At 50.9% G+C, this 15801-nt stretch carries 15 protein-coding genes; 11 read left to right on the top strand and 4 right to left on the bottom strand.

Annotated elements, in window-relative coordinates; genetic code table 11:
- The first annotated feature begins 642 nt into the window (after positions 1–642).
- From ACJJIF_RS13460 to ACJJIF_RS13450, 3 genes are all read left to right on the top strand, one after another.
- Positions 643–1806, top strand: a complete 1164-nt coding sequence (locus ACJJIF_RS13460) for a phosphoglycerate kinase (protein ID WP_444928858.1) — start codon at positions 643–645, stop codon at positions 1804–1806.
- A gap of 89 nt (positions 1807–1895) precedes the next feature.
- Positions 1896–2960, top strand: coding sequence for a class II fructose-bisphosphate aldolase (fba, locus tag ACJJIF_RS13455; protein ID WP_444928857.1), 1065 nt, complete (start codon positions 1896–1898; stop codon positions 2958–2960).
- 115 nt (positions 2961–3075) lie between these two features.
- Positions 3076–4062 carry an alpha/beta hydrolase gene (locus tag ACJJIF_RS13450; RefSeq protein ID WP_444928856.1) on the top strand — a complete coding sequence of 329 codons (987 nt, stop codon included), beginning with the start codon at positions 3076–3078 and terminating at the stop codon, positions 4060–4062.
- Between the two features lie 509 nt (positions 4063–4571).
- Here the strand turns inward: ACJJIF_RS13450 and ACJJIF_RS13445 are convergent.
- From ACJJIF_RS13445 to serA, 3 genes are all read right to left on the bottom strand, one after another.
- Positions 4572–4895 carry a hypothetical protein gene (locus ACJJIF_RS13445; RefSeq protein WP_444928855.1) on the bottom strand — a complete coding sequence of 108 codons (324 nt, stop codon included), beginning with the start codon at positions 4893–4895 and terminating at the stop codon, positions 4572–4574.
- A 273-nt stretch (positions 4896–5168) separates the two neighbouring features.
- On the bottom strand, positions 5169–6077 hold the full coding sequence (gene rarD, locus ACJJIF_RS13440; protein WP_444928854.1) for an EamA family transporter RarD: 909 nt from the start codon (positions 6075–6077) through the stop codon (positions 5169–5171).
- Between the two features lie 198 nt (positions 6078–6275).
- On the bottom strand, positions 6276–7523 hold the full coding sequence (gene serA / locus ACJJIF_RS13435; protein ID WP_444928853.1) for a phosphoglycerate dehydrogenase: 1248 nt from the start codon (positions 7521–7523) through the stop codon (positions 6276–6278).
- 149 nt (positions 7524–7672) lie between these two features.
- On the opposite strand from serA, the gene ACJJIF_RS13430 reads away from it, so the two are divergent.
- The 5 genes from ACJJIF_RS13430 to ACJJIF_RS13410 all read left to right on the top strand — a co-directional run bounded on the left by ACJJIF_RS13430 (position 7673) and on the right by ACJJIF_RS13410 (position 11637).
- The gene (locus ACJJIF_RS13430; protein ID WP_444928852.1) at positions 7673–8335 is read left to right on the top strand and encodes a fumarylacetoacetate hydrolase family protein; all 663 of its coding nucleotides are present in this window, start codon (positions 7673–7675) and stop codon (positions 8333–8335) included.
- Between the two features lie 184 nt (positions 8336–8519).
- A complete protein-coding gene (locus ACJJIF_RS13425; protein WP_444928851.1) occupies positions 8520–10028 on the top strand; it encodes an aldehyde dehydrogenase in 1509 nt (502 codons plus the stop codon).
- Positions 10029–10288: 260 nt separating this feature from the next.
- On the top strand, positions 10289–10687 hold the full coding sequence (locus tag ACJJIF_RS13420) for a hypothetical protein (RefSeq protein WP_444928850.1): 399 nt from the start codon (positions 10289–10291) through the stop codon (positions 10685–10687).
- A gap of 69 nt (positions 10688–10756) precedes the next feature.
- Complete coding sequence (locus ACJJIF_RS13415; protein ID WP_444928849.1) at positions 10757–11068, top strand: putative signal transducing protein; 312 nt, start codon at positions 10757–10759, stop codon at positions 11066–11068.
- Between the two features lie 182 nt (positions 11069–11250).
- Positions 11251–11637 (top strand): SpoIIAA family protein, encoded by a 387-nt coding sequence (locus ACJJIF_RS13410; RefSeq protein WP_444928848.1) that lies wholly within the window; start codon positions 11251–11253, stop codon positions 11635–11637.
- Positions 11638–11784: 147 nt separating this feature from the next.
- Here the strand turns inward: ACJJIF_RS13410 and ACJJIF_RS13405 are convergent, their stop codons facing one another.
- Positions 11785–12612, bottom strand: a complete 828-nt coding sequence (locus tag ACJJIF_RS13405; RefSeq protein WP_444928847.1) for a DUF5694 domain-containing protein — start codon at positions 12610–12612, stop codon at positions 11785–11787.
- 1599 nt (positions 12613–14211) lie between these two features.
- Here ACJJIF_RS13405 and ACJJIF_RS13400 point away from each other — a divergent pair.
- The 3 genes from ACJJIF_RS13400 (at position 14212) to ACJJIF_RS13390 (ending at position 15769) form a co-directional block, all read left to right on the top strand.
- The gene (locus ACJJIF_RS13400; RefSeq protein WP_444928846.1) at positions 14212–14856 is read left to right on the top strand and encodes a hypothetical protein; all 645 of its coding nucleotides are present in this window, start codon (positions 14212–14214) and stop codon (positions 14854–14856) included.
- Between the two features lie 114 nt (positions 14857–14970).
- Complete coding sequence (locus ACJJIF_RS13395; protein WP_444928616.1) at positions 14971–15303, top strand: hypothetical protein; 333 nt, start codon at positions 14971–14973, stop codon at positions 15301–15303.
- 139 nt (positions 15304–15442) lie between these two features.
- Positions 15443–15769, top strand: coding sequence for a hypothetical protein (locus ACJJIF_RS13390; RefSeq protein ID WP_444928845.1), 327 nt, complete (start codon positions 15443–15445; stop codon positions 15767–15769).
- Positions 15770–15801 lie beyond the last annotated feature (32 nt).

Here is a 15801-nt window from a genome sequence, read left to right as displayed (position 1 = left end):
GTGATTAATGTGCATTTTGGAAGGGGGCGGCGATTCTAGCGGGCGAATTGGACAGCGGGAAGTGCCATTTGCCTGTGTCGGCTTATTCGCTGGCACAGTGAATGGGTAGTCCGCAGGGTGCTAATCGGCCTGACTTTTTGGTCATAAGTTTGGGGGTTAGGGGGGCTCGGCATAGCGCCACAGTATCTAGCCCCTGAGGGCTCTCGCTAGAGTTGCAACACAGTCGCTGTGGTTTACAGGGGCCTGCGAATGCGTTGGTAAGCTTTGTTGCCGGTTGCAAGCTGTAGCGTATTGATGGGATTTATAGTTATCAATTGCAGCATTTATTCGGGCCTGGCTAGGCTGCCGTCCCTCTCCTGGAAAGAGGTTGCGCTAGGGCGGGCTTACATAGCGACCCGGAAATTGGCCTCAGGTGGCAGTTTTGCCTGAAGTGATGACTCGCTAACCCGCAGGGCGTATAGACCTAAGGTGAGGCGGGTGCTGGGTGTATGCCCCGTAAGAAAGTAATTACTGCGCTAATAATGCGCAGATTGGCTTTTATAACAACGCTTTCCCCTGTTTTTAATATCGGCATCAATAGGTTCCTATTGATATAATCGCCGCCCACATTTTCAGTTATCCGAAGTAGAAGAGGGTTGGCTAATGGCGGTCAAACTGATGACAGATCTCGATCTCGCTGGTAAGCGCTTACTTATCCGTGAAGACTTGAATGTACCGATTAAAGATGGTCGTGTAACTTCCGATGCGCGTATTCGTGCGGCACTTCCAACTATAAAAGCCGCCATTGATGCCGGGGCTAAAGTGTTGTTGATGTCTCACCTGGGGCGCCCCACTGAGGGGGAGTACGCTGAAGAGTTCTCTCTGGCCCCCGTGGCTGCACACCTGGGCGAGCTGCTGGGCCGCGATGTGGCACTGGTTAAAGAGTGGCGCGATGGCGTTGAGCTGGCCGATGGGGACGTCGCGCTGCTGGAGAACGTGCGCTTTAACAGCGGCGAAAAGAAGGACGATGAGACCCTGGCACAGGCCTACGCTCAGCTGTGCGATATCTTTGTGATGGACGCTTTCGGCACTGCGCACCGGGCTCAGGCCTCTACTCACGGTGTGGCTAAATTTGCCCCGGTTGCCTGTGCGGGGCCGCTGTTAGCGGCTGAGTTAGATGCCCTGGAAAAAGCCCTGGCAGAACCGGCGCGCCCACTGGTTGCTATTGTCGGTGGCTCCAAGGTTTCTACAAAATTAACCGTGCTTGAGAGCCTGGCTGACAAAGTGGATCAGCTGATTGTCGGGGGCGGCATTGCCAATACCTTCCTGGCGGCCAGTGGCAAGCCGGTAGGCAAGTCCCTGTGTGAGCACGATCTGCTGGATACCGCTAAAGCCCTGATGCAAAAGTGTGATATCCCCCTGCCCACCGATGTGGTTACCGGTAAAGAGTTCAGTGAGTCCGCTGCTGCGGAAAGCAAAAGTGCCGATGCCGTCGTTGAAGACGATATGATTTTTGATATCGGCCCGAAATCTTCCGCGCAACTGGAAGAAATCCTCAACAGCGCCAAGACTATCATCTGGAATGGTCCTGTCGGTGTGTTCGAGTTTGACCAGTTTGGCGGTGGCACCGAGCACCTCTCCAAAGCTATCGCTGCCAGTGAAGCCTTCTCTATCGCGGGCGGTGGCGACACCCTGGCGGCGGTGGATAAGTATGGAATTGCCGATAAGGTTTCCTATATTTCCACCGGTGGTGGGGCCTTCCTTGAGTATGTGGAAGGTAAGAAATTGCCGGCTGTCGCTATGTTGGAAAGCCGCGCACAAGATTGAATAACGATAAATAAGGCCTGCCGCAATTGCCAGGCAGGTCATAAAAGCAAAAATACAAATACTACGAGTAGACGAGAAAGGAATTAATTATGGCTCTTATCAGCCTGCGCCAAATGTTGGACCATGCCGCAGAGCATGGCTACGGTGTCCCTGCATTTAATGTTAACAACCTCGAACAAATGCGTGCGATTATGGAAGCGGCCAAGGAGACCGATTCCCCGGTAATCGTTCAGGCTTCGGCTGGTGCCCGCAAGTATGCCGGTGCCCCCTTCCTGCGCCACCTTATCCTTGCCGCTATTGAAGAATTCCCCGAGATTCCGGTGGTTATGCACCAGGACCACGGCACCAGCCCGGCAGTTTGCCAGCGCTCCATCCAGTTGGGCTTTAGCTCTGTGATGATGGACGGCTCTCTCGAAGAAGACGGCAAGACCCCGGCCTCCTACGAGTACAACGTAGATGTTACCAAGCGCACAGTAGACATGGCGCACGCTTGTGGCGTGTCTGTCGAAGGCGAACTGGGCTGTCTGGGTTCCCTGGAAACCGGCATGGCTGGAGAGGAAGACGGTGTCGGCGCCGAGGGCAAACTGTCCCACGACCAGCTGCTGACCGACCCGGAAGAAGCTGCTGACTTCGTCCAGAAGACCAAGGTGGATGCCCTGGCAATTGCCTGTGGTACCAGCCACGGTGCCTACAAGTTCACCCGTCCGCCCACCGGTGACATTCTGGCGATTGACCGCATCAAGGAGATTCACGCGCGTATCCCCGGTACTCACCTGGTGATGCACGGTTCCTCTTCGGTGCCCCAGGAGTGGCTGGCTGTTATCAACGAGTTTGGCGGCGAGATTCCGGAAACCTACGGCGTTCCCGTTGAGCAGATCTGTGAGGGAATCAAGCACGGTGTGCGCAAGGTCAATATCGACACCGACCTGCGCCTGGCCTCTACCGGCGCTACCCGTCGTTTCCTGGCCCAGAATCCATCTGAGTTTGACCCGCGCAAATTCTACCAAGCGGCCACCAAGGCGATGAAGGAAATCTGTATCGCCCGCTACGAGGCGTTTGGTACCGCTGGCAACGCCAGCAAGATTCGCCCTGTCAGCCTCGATGCGATGAGCGCGCGCTACACCGCTGGTGAGCTGGAGCCGCAAATCAAGTAACGCCCCTCCGGTGTTTCGAAAAGGTGGGCTCTGGGCCCACCTTTTTTCATTTCGGATCGCTTTTCCCGCAACGACACCACTACCTCTCCCGCCAAAATGCAGTACCATTACATGAATGGATACCTTGCAAGATTTCAGCACATACGATAATAGCCCGGTAATCAAGCGTCCGGACTATTCTGCACTGCGTCAGAAATTGCCAGAACTGGATTTTGGCGCTGACGAAACACCGCTGTGCAAAGAGCTACAGGATTATCGTAATTTTTACGATTTGCACTTTCCCCTGGCTCACAAGACCGGGGTGGGGACTTTTAAAGTCGCCGGATTTGAGCTGGTTTCTCAGTATTGGATGGTGGAAAAGCCGCGCGGCACTCTATTTATTTGCCATGGCTATTTTGATCATACCGGTATTTATGGTCCGGCAATTCGCTTTGGTTTGGAGCGGGATCTGAATGTGGTGATTTTTGATTTCCCCGGCCACGGTCTTTCCAGTGGTGAGCGTGTTGCTATCCATACTTTCCTGCAATACCGCCAGGCTTTTGATGGGCTGCTGGCGATTGCGCGCGAAAAATTGCCGGGGCCCTGGCACGCACTGGGGCAGAGTACCGGGGGCGCTGCGCTACTGGCGCACCTTCAGTACAGCTGTTGGCAACCCCTGGATAAGATCTTTTTATTGGCCCCGCTGGTAAGGCCCTCAAAATGGGCTTGGTTCAATCGCTGGAAATACTATTTGGGCCGCCTGTTTATCCGCGAGCCCGGCCGCGCATTTACGATTAATACCCACGATGTAGAGTTTTCCCGGCGCCAGGCGCTAAGGGACCCGCTCCAGTCACAGTCTATCTCTATGAGTTGGCTCAAGGCGATGGTGGATTGGTTGCAGACATTTCCCCACACGGCGCGCAACCAGCGCCCCATCCTGTTGGTACAGGGGACGGATGATAAGACGGTTGACTGGCGCTACGGTCTCCATGTAGTTCGAAATCGTTTTCCCAATTGCCACCGGGTATTGATTCGTGGTGCCCGGCACCAGATGATCAATGAGACTCAGCCCTATCGCCACCAGATACTGGCGGCGATGGACGAGTGGCTGAACCGTGAATAGTTTTTACTCTTTATGAGATCCATTTAAAGTGCGGGGGATAGCGGCCGGGGCCGAGGAGGCGCAGCGGCAATGGTGAAGTGGCTATCTCTGAGGAGGGGCAGAATTTAATGCCTCTCTATTATACGAGTAAATATAAATCCTTCTCTCTTCTGTGCCGTACAGGCGTCCGTGGCTATTATAGGTTCGGCAATTAAATACGTCTGGGTCGAGTTTTATTATCTGACTTCTTGTCAGGACCAAGTCAAAAGGTGATTTTTGTCCTTTGTATCCTCTCCTGTTCTCAACGGTTAAGTTTCCGTTAGTGTTGCGAATAGGGGCTCCTTGACCACGCAAAAAATGGTGTTCTATTAGTAGAGCTTGAGGTATAAAAGGCCATGGATCAATAATTATCGCATTGCCACTTGAGTCAGAAACTTTAAGGTAGCAGTGACTTGGATTATGGTGCTGTAGGCAAGTGATTTTATGATGGCAGCTCAAATAATTTCGAGCTACTACCCACGCCACAGCGGTTAGAGAGTTGCAGTTGCCACCCCGGCGGCTATTGCCTTCGCTATTCTTCGACCAAAACGATAGTAATTATTATTTTGGAATGACCGATTAAACTCCTGATAATCGCCGCTATTATCGCTTCGCGTGGTAACCCATTTATAGTAATCCATGCCCTCGCTGGGGATCATTGTTGTGCAGTTATTCTCATCGCAATCATCCTTCTTATAAGGGTTTTTTTTTGAGCCCTTCGGGACGTGATTATTGGTTACCGTGATAATTTCGTTCCCCCGCTTAAGCAGGTCAAATTGTTCACGATTTACACTACGCAATGTAGGCTTAGCCATGTGCCCCTCCCTGGTATTTATCGTCAATTCACTATTTTGTTGTTAATAACTCCAAAATAGTGAACTTTGTAGCCCTAATTTAGAGTGCTTATCAGCAAGCTTGGCGGTGTTAATCGGGTAACCCACCTGAAGTGCCTTGACTTATATTTGATGAAACTGAGGGCTATGCCGTGGGGTAGTCGGAGATTGTCGGAGGCCAAAATAGCGCTGCCAGTGCAGCCGTGAGTGGCCGCTTTTGGTGAACGCCAGCGGCCATTCCGACACAAGGGACCGTTAAAGAGCGGCCTTACCCTGACGGTGCAACTTTCTGCGCTGCACCAGGGCGTCGATAGAGTAGAGAGCCAGTCCCAGCCATACAAACATAAAGGTAGTGAGCTTTTCCTCACTAAAGGACTCGCCCAGCGCCTGGGTCGCCACCACCAGCATCAGTGTGGGGCCGATATATTGCAGGAAGCCCAGTGTGGATAAGTTGAGCCTGCGGGCGGCAATGGTAAACAGCAGCAGGGGAACCAGGGTTATGGGGCCGGCAAAGAGCAGCAGGCCGTTTAACTCCAGACTGTTGTTTAACAGGTTGCTGGTCGGGGTATCACTCCACAGCAGATAGGTGAGAGCTACGGGCAGCATAAACAGCGTTTCCACTGCGAGGCCGGTCAGGCTCTCTACCGGGGCCTGTTTGCGGGCCAGGCCGTAGAGCGCAAAGGAGCCGGCCAAAAACAGCGCAATAATCGGCACGCTACCAAACTGCCACAGTTCGTAGGCAATACCGGAGGCAGCCAATGCCACTGCGAGCCACTGTAGTCGCCGCAGCTTCTCGCCCAACAACAGAACACCCAGCAAAACGTTGATCAGTGGATTGATGTAGTAGCCCAGGCTGCTTTCCAGCAAATGGCCATTATTGATCGCCCAGATAAACACCAGCCAGTTGCCACTGATCAACACTGTGGTCAGAGCCAGCATACGCATCTTCTTGCTGTCGCGCAGGGTGGCCACAAGGTCCGGAACTTTGTGCAGGATCAGCAGAATACTGATAGCCAGTACCAGCGACCAGATACTGCGGTGAGCGAGGATTTCCGCTGCGGGAATCCCCTGTAATTTGTTGAAGTAAAGTGGCGCCAGTCCCCAAATGAGGAAGGCGGAAATCCCGGCGAGAAGGCCGGTTGAAGCGGAATCATGACTACGCAAGGGAGCACCTGCTGTGGATAACTCTGGCTTTGCTTCAGGGGTGGCACGGGGGTGGACACCTGGACCTGAAGTAAAAGAATAGGTTCGCCCATTGTAGAAGCGGTGGGCGGCGGGGATCAATCTTTTTTACCGCGAGGAAAGCTCTGCTTAGCGTGTGGCTGGCGGGCACTGATAGGTACCCGCCAGCTAGCGGTCGGCCTAGAAAAGTACGCGGCAGCGCAGGGTGCCGGGGATACTTTTCAGCTTTTCCAGTGCCAGGTCAGAGTATTCGGCGTCTACATCAATCACCACATAGCCCAGCGTCTCATTGGTTTGCAGGAACTGGGCGGAGATATTGATCGCATTTTCCGAGAACACCTGGTTGATGGCGCTCAGTACACCGGGCACATTTTTGTGAATATGCAGTAGGCGGTGGGTTTCCAGGTGGCCGGGCAGTGCCACTTCGGGGAAATTCACTGAGCTGGTGGTGGTGCCGTTATCGGAGTAGTGGGCGAGCTTTTCTGATACCTCTGTGCCGATATTCTCCTGGGCCTCCATGGTGGAGCCTCCCACGTGGGGTGTCAGCAGCGCCTTGTCGATACCGCGCAGGGGGGAGACGAACTCATCGCTATTGCCGCGCGGCTCTACTGGGAAGACATCGATGGCCGCACCGGCCAGGTGATTGCTCTTCAGGGCATCGGCCAGGGCATCAATATCTACCACCGTGCCGCGAGAGGCATTGAGGAGGATACTGCCGGGTTTCATCTGTGCGATTTGCTCGGCGCCCATCATCATCTTAGTGGAGGGCAATTCCGGTACGTGCAGAGAGACCACATCGGCTTCCGCCAGCAGCTCTGCCAGCGAGTTCACCTGGGTGGCATTGCCCAGCGGCAACTTGGTAATCACATCATAGAACCTGACGCGCATGCCGATCGCTTCGGCCATAACAGATACCTGGGAGCCGATAGCACCGTAGCCGATAATACCCAGGGTTTTGCCGCGAGCCTCGAAGGAGCCCACCGCCGATTTCTGCCAGCCGCCGCGATGACACACGGCGTTCTTCTCCGGGATACCGCGCAGCATAAAAATAGTTTCGGCAATAATCAGTTCGGCGACGCTGCGAGTGTTGGAGTAGGGCGCATTAAATACCGCGATGCCCAGCTCTGTCGCTGCCTGTAAATCCACCTGGTTGGTGCCGATACAGAAACAGCCCACAGCGACCAGCTTGGAGGCATGTTCCAGCACTTTGCGGGTTAACTGAGTGCGCGAGCGAATACCGATAAAGTGCGCATCGGCAATTTTCTCGATCAATTGATCTTCAGGCAGGGAGGTCTTGAGGTACTCCACATTGGTGTAACCTCGGGAGCTGAGTAAGTCGACGGCGGACTGGTGTACGCCTTCTAGCAACAGAATGCGAATTTTATCTTTTTGCAGGGACTTTTTTTGATCGGAACTGTGCGCAGCCATAAACTATCTCTTCACTGAGTGCGAATAACAAGTGCAAAGTGCTTGGATCACTTCTTCGGGGTGCCGCAATTTTGGCGAAGGCGCGATCATAGCACATGCAGCCTGTAAGGCTTTATTCGAAATTTCTATCCTAACTATCTTATTTATCTATGTACCAACATCAATTTACTTGTGGCAGTAAAACCCCGTTTGGTCTGGGGAAGATCGTCTGTGTCGGGCGCAACTACGCAGATCACGCAGCGGAGTTAAATAACCCGGTGCCGGCAGAGCCGCTGCTGTTTATCAAGCCGGCCACCGCTGCGGTAGCGATCGCGGAGACGATCCATTTGCCTGTGGGACGCGGCAGTTGCCATTTTGAAGGCGAGCTGGCGCTGCTGATTGGCAGCCGCTTGAGCAATGCCAATGTGGCAGAGGTCCCCGGGGCCATTGCGGGCCTGGGCCTGTCGCTGGATTTAACCCTGCGCGACTTGCAGGCAGAGTTAAAGAAAGCGGGGCATCCCTGGGAGAAAGCCAAGGGCTTCGATAAATCCTGCCCGCTCTCCCCCTTTGTAAAACTCGATTGGCTGCCGGATTGGGACAAGCTCAGCTACTCCCTGTGGTTAAATGGTGAATTGCGCCAATTGGGCAAAAGCGAAAATATGCTGACCCCGATTCTCGATCTGGTGGCCTATATCAGCAGTTACTTCACGCTCGAACCCGGTGATGTGGTGTTGACCGGCACTCCCGCTGGGGTGGGCCAGTTACATCACGGCGACAAGTTGTCGATGCAGCTCGAAGATGACTGGCTGCAAGTGGAAACACAGGTGGCCTAGTTCGCAACTACAGCGCACCCCTTTGATTTGTGATCACATTTTCGATATAACCGGGAAAACGAAGGGGCTTCTGAATAGCTCCGTGATGCCTCTGTAAGCTCTGAAGGGCGGGCCCTACAGGTCCTGAGACATTGCGGCGCTGTTTAGGGGGTCTCTACCTGTCCCAAACTAAACGAGGTGTGCCATGTCAGCGCAAAATAATATCCCCCAAAACCTGCAAGAGTGGCAGGCTCTGGCGGCCTCACTGAAGATCGAGGGTCGCGCCTTTATTAACGGCAACTATAGCGATGCTCTTTCCGGTGAAACTCGCGCCACTTTTAATCCGGCCAATGGTGAAGAGCTGGCGCAAATTGCCAGTTGCGGCCCAAATGATGCGGACTTGGCGGTAAAGGTAGCCCGGCAAACTTTCGAGTCTGGTGTTTGGTCGAAAATGCCGCCGATGCAGCGTAAAAAAATTATGGTGCGCTTTGCCGAGCTGATTGAAGAGCAGCGGGTGGAAATTGCCCTGTTAGAGAGCCTGGACGCGGGTAAACCGATTGGTGACACCCTGGCGGTGGATGTCCCCGGTGCGGCCACTACGATCCGCTGGAGCGGTGAAGCGATCGACAAGATCTACGACGAAGTGGCGCCGACCGGCCCCGGCGAGCTGGGCCTGGTGACCCGGATGCCTCTGGGGGTGGTGGCTGCCATTGTGCCCTGGAATTTCCCCTTGTCCACAACCGCCTGGAAACTGGGGCCTGCCCTGGCCACCGGCAACAGCGTTATTCTAAAGCCCGCCTCCAATACGCCGCTGACCGCGATTAAGCTGGCGGGCCTGGCTAGGCAAGCGGGTCTGCCAGACGGCGTGTTAAATGTACTGCCGGGACCGGGTAGCAGTTTGGGCAAGGCCTTGGGCCTACATATGGATATCGACTGTCTGACCTTTACCGGTTCCACCGAAGTGGGCAAAACCCTGACCGAGTACTCAGGCCAGTCCAATCTCAAGCGCACTTTCTTAGAGCTCGGCGGCAAAAGTCCGAATATTGTCTTTGCCGATGCGGACCTGGATAAGGCAGCAGAAGCAGCGGCCCTGGCCATTTTCTACAACCAGGGGGAGACCTGCACGGCCGGATCGCGTCTGCTGGTGGAAAAATCCATTGCCGATGAGTTTATCCAAAAGGTGAGTAGAGCCGCAGAGTGTTTTAAACCGGGTCATCCCCAGGACCCGAATACCCGTATGGGCGCCCTGATCGATCGCAGTCAGTTTGATACGGTTGAATTTTATGTGGCCAAGGGCCTGGAGCAGGGTGCGCAACTGGTGTGCGGCGGCAAACCGGTGGACGAAGTGGCAGGCGGTTACTATTACGCGCCAACGGTATTTCGCGGTGTCACTGGCGATATGACCATCGCCCGCGAGGAGATTTTTGGCCCGGTGCTATCGGTTATTGAGTTCGAAAGTGAGGAAGAGGCGCTGGCTATTGCCAATGACTCTATCTATGGCCTGGCAGCGGGTATCTGGACCAATAACCTGGGTCGCGCCCACCGTATGGCGCGGGATATCTATGCCGGTTCTGTTTGGGTCAACAACTACTTTGGCGGAGACATCACCGTACCCTTTGGCGGTTTTAAACAGTCTGGTAACGGCCGTGATAAATCACTTCACGCACTGGATAAGTATTGTGAACTTAAATCTACCTGGATCGATTTGAGTTAACACTGCGGTTGGGCCGGCTCGCCGGCCCCTCCCTAGCCTCCGCTCAGCGCAGAACTCCCCATCGATATATCGGCTTCCACTGCCACCTCTATTTTTTATGTCCCGTCATAAAGCACATGGCTATATTGGCACCTAAAATATTTCTGGCGCGAATTACCTAGTCAGCTATACCTAATTTATTGCCCGGGGAAAAGCATGGGCGAATTATTCAGGGAAGAGTATTCCGCTTCACGGGTTAGCTAACGTGCGGGAGTGCTGACTTGAACAAGATTATTGTTCTCTGTGTGATTTTTGCCGCCAGCGGCGTGTCCTCTGCCCAGGGGGAAAAATCCCCTGTTTTTGGTCAGATAGCAGGGCTTGTCGCCGTGGAAAAGTTTGATGCGAGGGCCTCTCGCACTACCCCTCATAGGCAGAAACAAAGAGAGTGGATACGGTTGTTTGTCAATCGCGGCGATATGGTCAGGAAAGGGCAAAAAATTGCCGAGCATCGCAATAGCAAGGGCAAGGTGGTTCTTGAGTATATTGCCAATCGAGGCGGTCGAATTTTATTGAAAGATGGTTCAACAAGCGACGCTGTCGATACGACTCTGGAGATTATTACTGTTGCTGAAGATAAATACTGTGAATATGAGAACTGTGCACAGATAGGCACCCGTTAACGGTAGCGAGTTTGTTTGCCGAGAGAGAGCTGTGTAATCTGGAGTTCCCACTAACTACACGGCTTGCTAATGAAACTTATTTATACCCATGAGAACCGTTTGTTGGTTGAGTTGGTAAAGAGCCGGCTGGAAGTCGCCGGAATAAAAACCCGCCTGAAAAATGAATATGCCCAGGGGGCAACTGGCGAGTTGGCCCCCAATCAGGTCTGGCCAGAGTTGTGGCTGGAACGCGATAGAGATTTGGAGCGGGCCCGGCAAGTGCTTGCGGAAGCCGAGGGAGAGTCACACAACTGGATTTGTCCAGGCTGCGCTGAAGAGAATGGCACGGCGTTTGATTTCTGTTGGCAGTGCGGTAGATCACGGCCGGCAGAAGTAGAGTAACTCAAAGCGAGTGGGATATAGGCGTATAACAATTTGCACAGATCAATGGCGGTGTGAAGCTCGTACCCCCCAGATAGCGATTGTCAGGCTGTGCTAATGCGAATTCACTATGGTGACATGGCCTATCAAAGCGAAAGTAGCGCGGCTGCATCAAGAGATCGCCAAAGATTTGCAGGTGTCTTATGACAGTTAGGTCCCACGGTATATCTATCGGTTTGGAGCGGAAGTCCGATTATATTTTCCTCACCCTGAAGGCCCGTGGCAAGTTGACTCATGGAGACTACGAAACCATGGTGCCAATCTTGCGGGCGGCCATCGAAAAGGTCGAGCAGCCAAAGATAAACGTATTTATGGATGCGCGAGAGCTTGAGGGCTGGGAGCCACGGGCCGCCTGGGATGACTTTAAACTGGGCATGGAATACGGCCGGGCGTTTAATCGGATTGCGGTACTTTCAGATAAGCGCTGGATAAAAGTTGCCGGCAAAGTGGGTGGCTGGTTTATCGGTGGTGAATTCCGAACTTTTACATCCGAAGCTGAGGCCATGGCCTGGCTGGAGGTGGATAGTTAGAGCTTCTGTGTGTCGGTCGGAAAAAAACTGGGTAAAAATAGTTTATAGAAATCTGGGCTGCCCTGCCTCTGGAGTAGAGATAAAGTTTCTGAATGGTGCCAATGGCAGGGCTTCTCTCCCTAAGGAACGGGTTTAACGTTAACTTATTTAGAAGTAGTCCCTGACATCCCAGGTTTTACGTTTGTCATCCAATTCCAACATGGGCCGCATTATAGAGCTGTGCCCCTGGCCGCCGAGGACAAATACTTTGGTGCCCGGCTCGGCGACGGCTTGGATATTGGCATACATACGGAAGTTTCTGGCCCACCATTTGGAGGATAGATCGGCACCGATAAAGTTATCACCTTGGCCAACGTCATTGAGCATTATATAAGAGCCTACATTTATTTTGTCTTCAGTGGGGTCATTATGCTTATCCAGAATTTCCTCCAATGACAGTGAGGCATGTATCTCACTAAATCGAATGCCCCAAGCCTTCAAAAATTCATCAGTTATTTTTTTTCGCTCGGGCGAATTACTTTCTAAATAGGATAAAAGTTCGCCATAGGGGAGCTCTTGGCTAGCATCATAGCAGATGACTTTAGATAGGCCGGCCTTCTTGGCTACCCTGAATCCCAGCTGTTCGCTTTCTCCTCTATTTAGCTTGTGCTCACCCTTGATATATTTGGCAAGGCGCTGATTCATTTTACTTTCGTCATTGGTGTGGCATTCTAAAAGAACATGTGTTGGAGAATCAGCGGCAATCCGTGAGGATAGGTCCTCCAAATACCTTTGACTTTCTTCGGTAAAAACATCAATAACTTGTATTTTCGTCATATCTCTACTGGGTTTGCTGAAGTGGCTAAAGTGAAAGCTACCAAAAAGCATAACTTGTGCAGGTTCTGTATTTTCTCCTGACTCCGCATGGGCGCTTAGGCCAATAAGCCCCAAAGAAAGTATAATTGAGCTAGCGACTTGTCTTGCTATTTTTTTCATTGAATATCCTTATTTTGTTTCCCTGCATTCAACTCTGAAGTGCATCAGTTAATGTTCTGGAAAAGAATGGCCTGCTGAAGATAATATCTGCCGCTTCTTCTCCACCAAGAGATTAAGTGATGACAAAACGTTACCGACAGCTGAGCGAAGAGCAACGATGCCATATTTGAGCGCTAAAGAAAAGTGATTGGAGTCAGAGGGAAATTATTAGAGGGATTGGTGGTAGCCGGCCTACAATTAACAGGGAGCTCACTCGCTATCGGAGTGGAAAAGGCCACCTGAGACCATTGTGCTAATAGGGGGGAACTGAAGCTGTAATGGAGCCCAGAAAATTTCTCGGTTGGTTAAACCAGGAGGAAGGCCTGGTGGGGCTCTGGATAAGAAGGTCTATTTTGCACATACGTATTTATCTTGGGAGAGGGTCTTAAATGAGAATGCTAATGGCCTGCTGCGCCACTACTTTCCGAAATAAACTGACTTTAATTTTGTGAATCAAGCAGGTATCGAAGCGGCTGCTGAGTGTTTAAATAATCGTCGGAAAAAAATATTGGGCTATAAAGTTTTTAAATGAGTAATCGGAGAATATACTGCTGCCGCAGCAACTTAAAGGGTGATGCGCTTCAGAATTGAGTGCAGGATACAGTTAGAATTGGCGGTGGCAGAGAAGGCATCGCAGATGCTCTCCAGGATATTACTGATGAGTTACAAAAAGGGAATTTTTTAATATAAATGCGATTTTTGAATTAAAACCTGATCTAAGCCGAAAATATACAGCTTCGATTAACCTGGTTAATAACCGCTTTCAGTCTTTAGGGTTGTTGGACATTTGCTAGAAATCGTTGAGCAAAAATTGGCTATCCCCGCCCCAATGATTGAGTACATTACTGAACACTTGGAAGTTCAAGAATTACAGGATGTATTTATTCCAGATATAGTGCTTCTTGGGTTTTGGCTTTTGTTTAAGGCCCTATGGTAATGACGTTATTTTCATTATCATTAAAAATCGCCCCCCTGGTACGATAGTGCCCATTTTTTAAATAGGCTGCTCAAGAAAGTGTAGTTTGTCCTCTAGTTTGGCAGATAGATTTGAGCAAGTAGCACCCATAACTGCCCCGCATAGCTGCTTTTACATACATTTTGTTGCTTTTTTGCCCCACCAATGTCGAAGATCAAAAGCAACCGCACATATCCACAGTAGAATAAACGTTAACTTATTGATTTTGAATGGTTTACGCCTGTGATAAAAAGCAGCAAAATATCAGGATATAATGCAGCTGCAACATATCCATTAGAGTGATTTTTCATCAAGTCTAACTAACATGCTGATTTATATGTATTTTTTTGGATCGAGGCATTTTCTAGCCTTGGGATATATTGGCTGGTGATATAATGCAGCTGCTTTTGAATACACTGTTATTGTGGCGGTCGGCTTCATTGATTTTTCGTGGTAACTGAAGCTTTAGTGCCACTAAATTGCAGCCGGTATTGAGCCCTTTTTACTGGTTGCTATTCAAGCAGTTTCGTTCCTAGGGTATTTGCTCAAGTGTGGTAGAGGTGGGCAGTCTGCTGCAATTTCGTGGAGTGCCAGTAAAATAGGAATTGGTTGGGGAAAGTGCGGTATTCTTTCCTCGTAAATATTGGGCAGCGGCCAGCCAAACTATGGCTGGCAAAGTGCTGGTAGTCGGTCCCGAGCGCGCCAACCATAACCAGGCTAGGCAAGCTCGCCCAACCCCTTCGGGGCTGGGCTGGACAGCCTACGCGTTGCTTCGGCTGCCCTTGCTAGCGGCGTTAAGCGCAAACATGGAAAGTCCAACTATCGTTAATAATCTTGATGGCTATCTTCAGTGCCTTAGAAGGCTTAGCAACAATGCTTGCGACTTCTGGGCAAATTCGTATGTACATGATGGCAATCTTGAAAAGGGGCTTATAAGCCACCTAAATGGCCAAGATGTGTCCATTGGTAAATCGTATAGAACCAATTACGAAGGCATCAGCGCTGAGTTATCCAAACACGTATTTCAAAAAGTAACCTGTGTAAGTGAAGACCAAAAAAATCTCATTGAATGGGATATAACCGAATACATTGAAATGGCTTGCAGAGAGGTTGATGAAGAAGCCAACCCAATTTACAAAGAACAATCTATGATCTTCCAGGCCAAATCAGAGTTTCATGGTGAATACATCTACTTGGTAGTTCCGGCTTCCAATCAGGCAATAGTTGTCGGTTTTGCAACACGCGCTTAACAAATTGCTGCATCCGACCACCTACACTGTGCTGTACGCTTACGCTAGCACAAAGCAGCTACGCTCCGGTGGCGGCTGAGCAAGGCGTTATGCATTATGGGGGTTTTAGTCAAAATGAATAATGCGGTTAAAATAATGCTAGGTACCTCGAGTGGGATACTCATTGGGATAGGTACCGCTTTTCTGGCAACGCTTTACTCTCAGATTTTTGGGATTGTTATGGGTTTGACTCTACTAATTTCAGGTATTTCTGGCTTAGTGGTTGTCAAGCACCCGTCTAAAGCTTTTTTCTATGCATCGGCTACCTCACAAGTTCTTATTGGTGCTTCCGTTTTTGGGGTAACTGCTGCCTCAAAGCCTCATCTTTTCAATTTTTCGTGGTCTCTTGCTGTTGTACTATTGGCTTTGTTTTCAATTATATTGGGCCGCAAACATGGTCATGCATAACAAGGTTAGGCAATATCAGTCGCTTCGCTCCTTGGACAGCCTGGTCATTGCGCCAGCTGTGCATGGCTTCGCCATTATTGCACAGCCACCACAACAACAAGTCTGCCGTTGCTAACGGCGTTATGTGTAAATTAGAATTATGAAAAATTTAAGAATTGGTGGTTTTTTCCTGCAGTTTCATGGCTATATTCTGCTGGCCTGTTTTGTAGGATTGATATTGTTTTCGTTGTTCTCTGGCGCTGTTGGTGTTTCATTGGCGCAGATTCTTGTACTTAGTATATTTATCGTATTCACCGCAGCATTAATCTTAACCGGTAAGAAAGTTAAGTTAGGAAACCGCAAATATAAGATTATTGGACTTGCGCTTGCCGCTATTAGTCTTGTTACATCTCCAGTGGGCATGATCTTGGGTCTGGTGTCTCTATTTTTCCAAGTAAAGGGAAGTGGTGAATATACAAACACATAACAATCGGCTGCAGCGCGAAGCCCAGCACTCCA

It is taken from the genome of Microbulbifer regidiadema (SeqCode), assembly GCF_052467605.1.
Note: the sequence above shows the minus strand (reverse complement) of the source record. Positions and strands in the feature narration are given on the sequence as shown.

Coding starts and splice junctions, on each gene's coding strand:
- ACJJIF_RS13460 (WP_444928858.1), top strand. CDS start 643: ATGGCGGTCAAACTGATGACAGATCTCGATCTCGCTGGTAAGCGCTTA.
- serA (WP_444928853.1), bottom strand. CDS start 7,523: ATGGCTGCGCACAGTTCCGATCAAAAAAAGTCCCTGCAAAAAGATAAA.
- ACJJIF_RS13390 (WP_444928845.1), top strand. CDS start 15,443: ATGAAAAATTTAAGAATTGGTGGTTTTTTCCTGCAGTTTCATGGCTAT.
- fba (WP_444928857.1), top strand. CDS start 1,896: ATGGCTCTTATCAGCCTGCGCCAAATGTTGGACCATGCCGCAGAGCAT.
- ACJJIF_RS13410 (WP_444928848.1), top strand. CDS start 11,251: ATGACAGTTAGGTCCCACGGTATATCTATCGGTTTGGAGCGGAAGTCC.
- ACJJIF_RS13445 (WP_444928855.1), bottom strand. CDS start 4,895: ATGGCTAAGCCTACATTGCGTAGTGTAAATCGTGAACAATTTGACCTG.
- ACJJIF_RS13425 (WP_444928851.1), top strand. CDS start 8,520: ATGTCAGCGCAAAATAATATCCCCCAAAACCTGCAAGAGTGGCAGGCT.
- ACJJIF_RS13450 (WP_444928856.1), top strand. CDS start 3,076: ATGGATACCTTGCAAGATTTCAGCACATACGATAATAGCCCGGTAATC.
- ACJJIF_RS13430 (WP_444928852.1), top strand. CDS start 7,673: ATGTACCAACATCAATTTACTTGTGGCAGTAAAACCCCGTTTGGTCTG.
- ACJJIF_RS13415 (WP_444928849.1), top strand. CDS start 10,757: ATGAAACTTATTTATACCCATGAGAACCGTTTGTTGGTTGAGTTGGTA.
- ACJJIF_RS13405 (WP_444928847.1), bottom strand. CDS start 12,612: ATGAAAAAAATAGCAAGACAAGTCGCTAGCTCAATTATACTTTCTTTG.
- ACJJIF_RS13395 (WP_444928616.1), top strand. CDS start 14,971: ATGAATAATGCGGTTAAAATAATGCTAGGTACCTCGAGTGGGATACTC.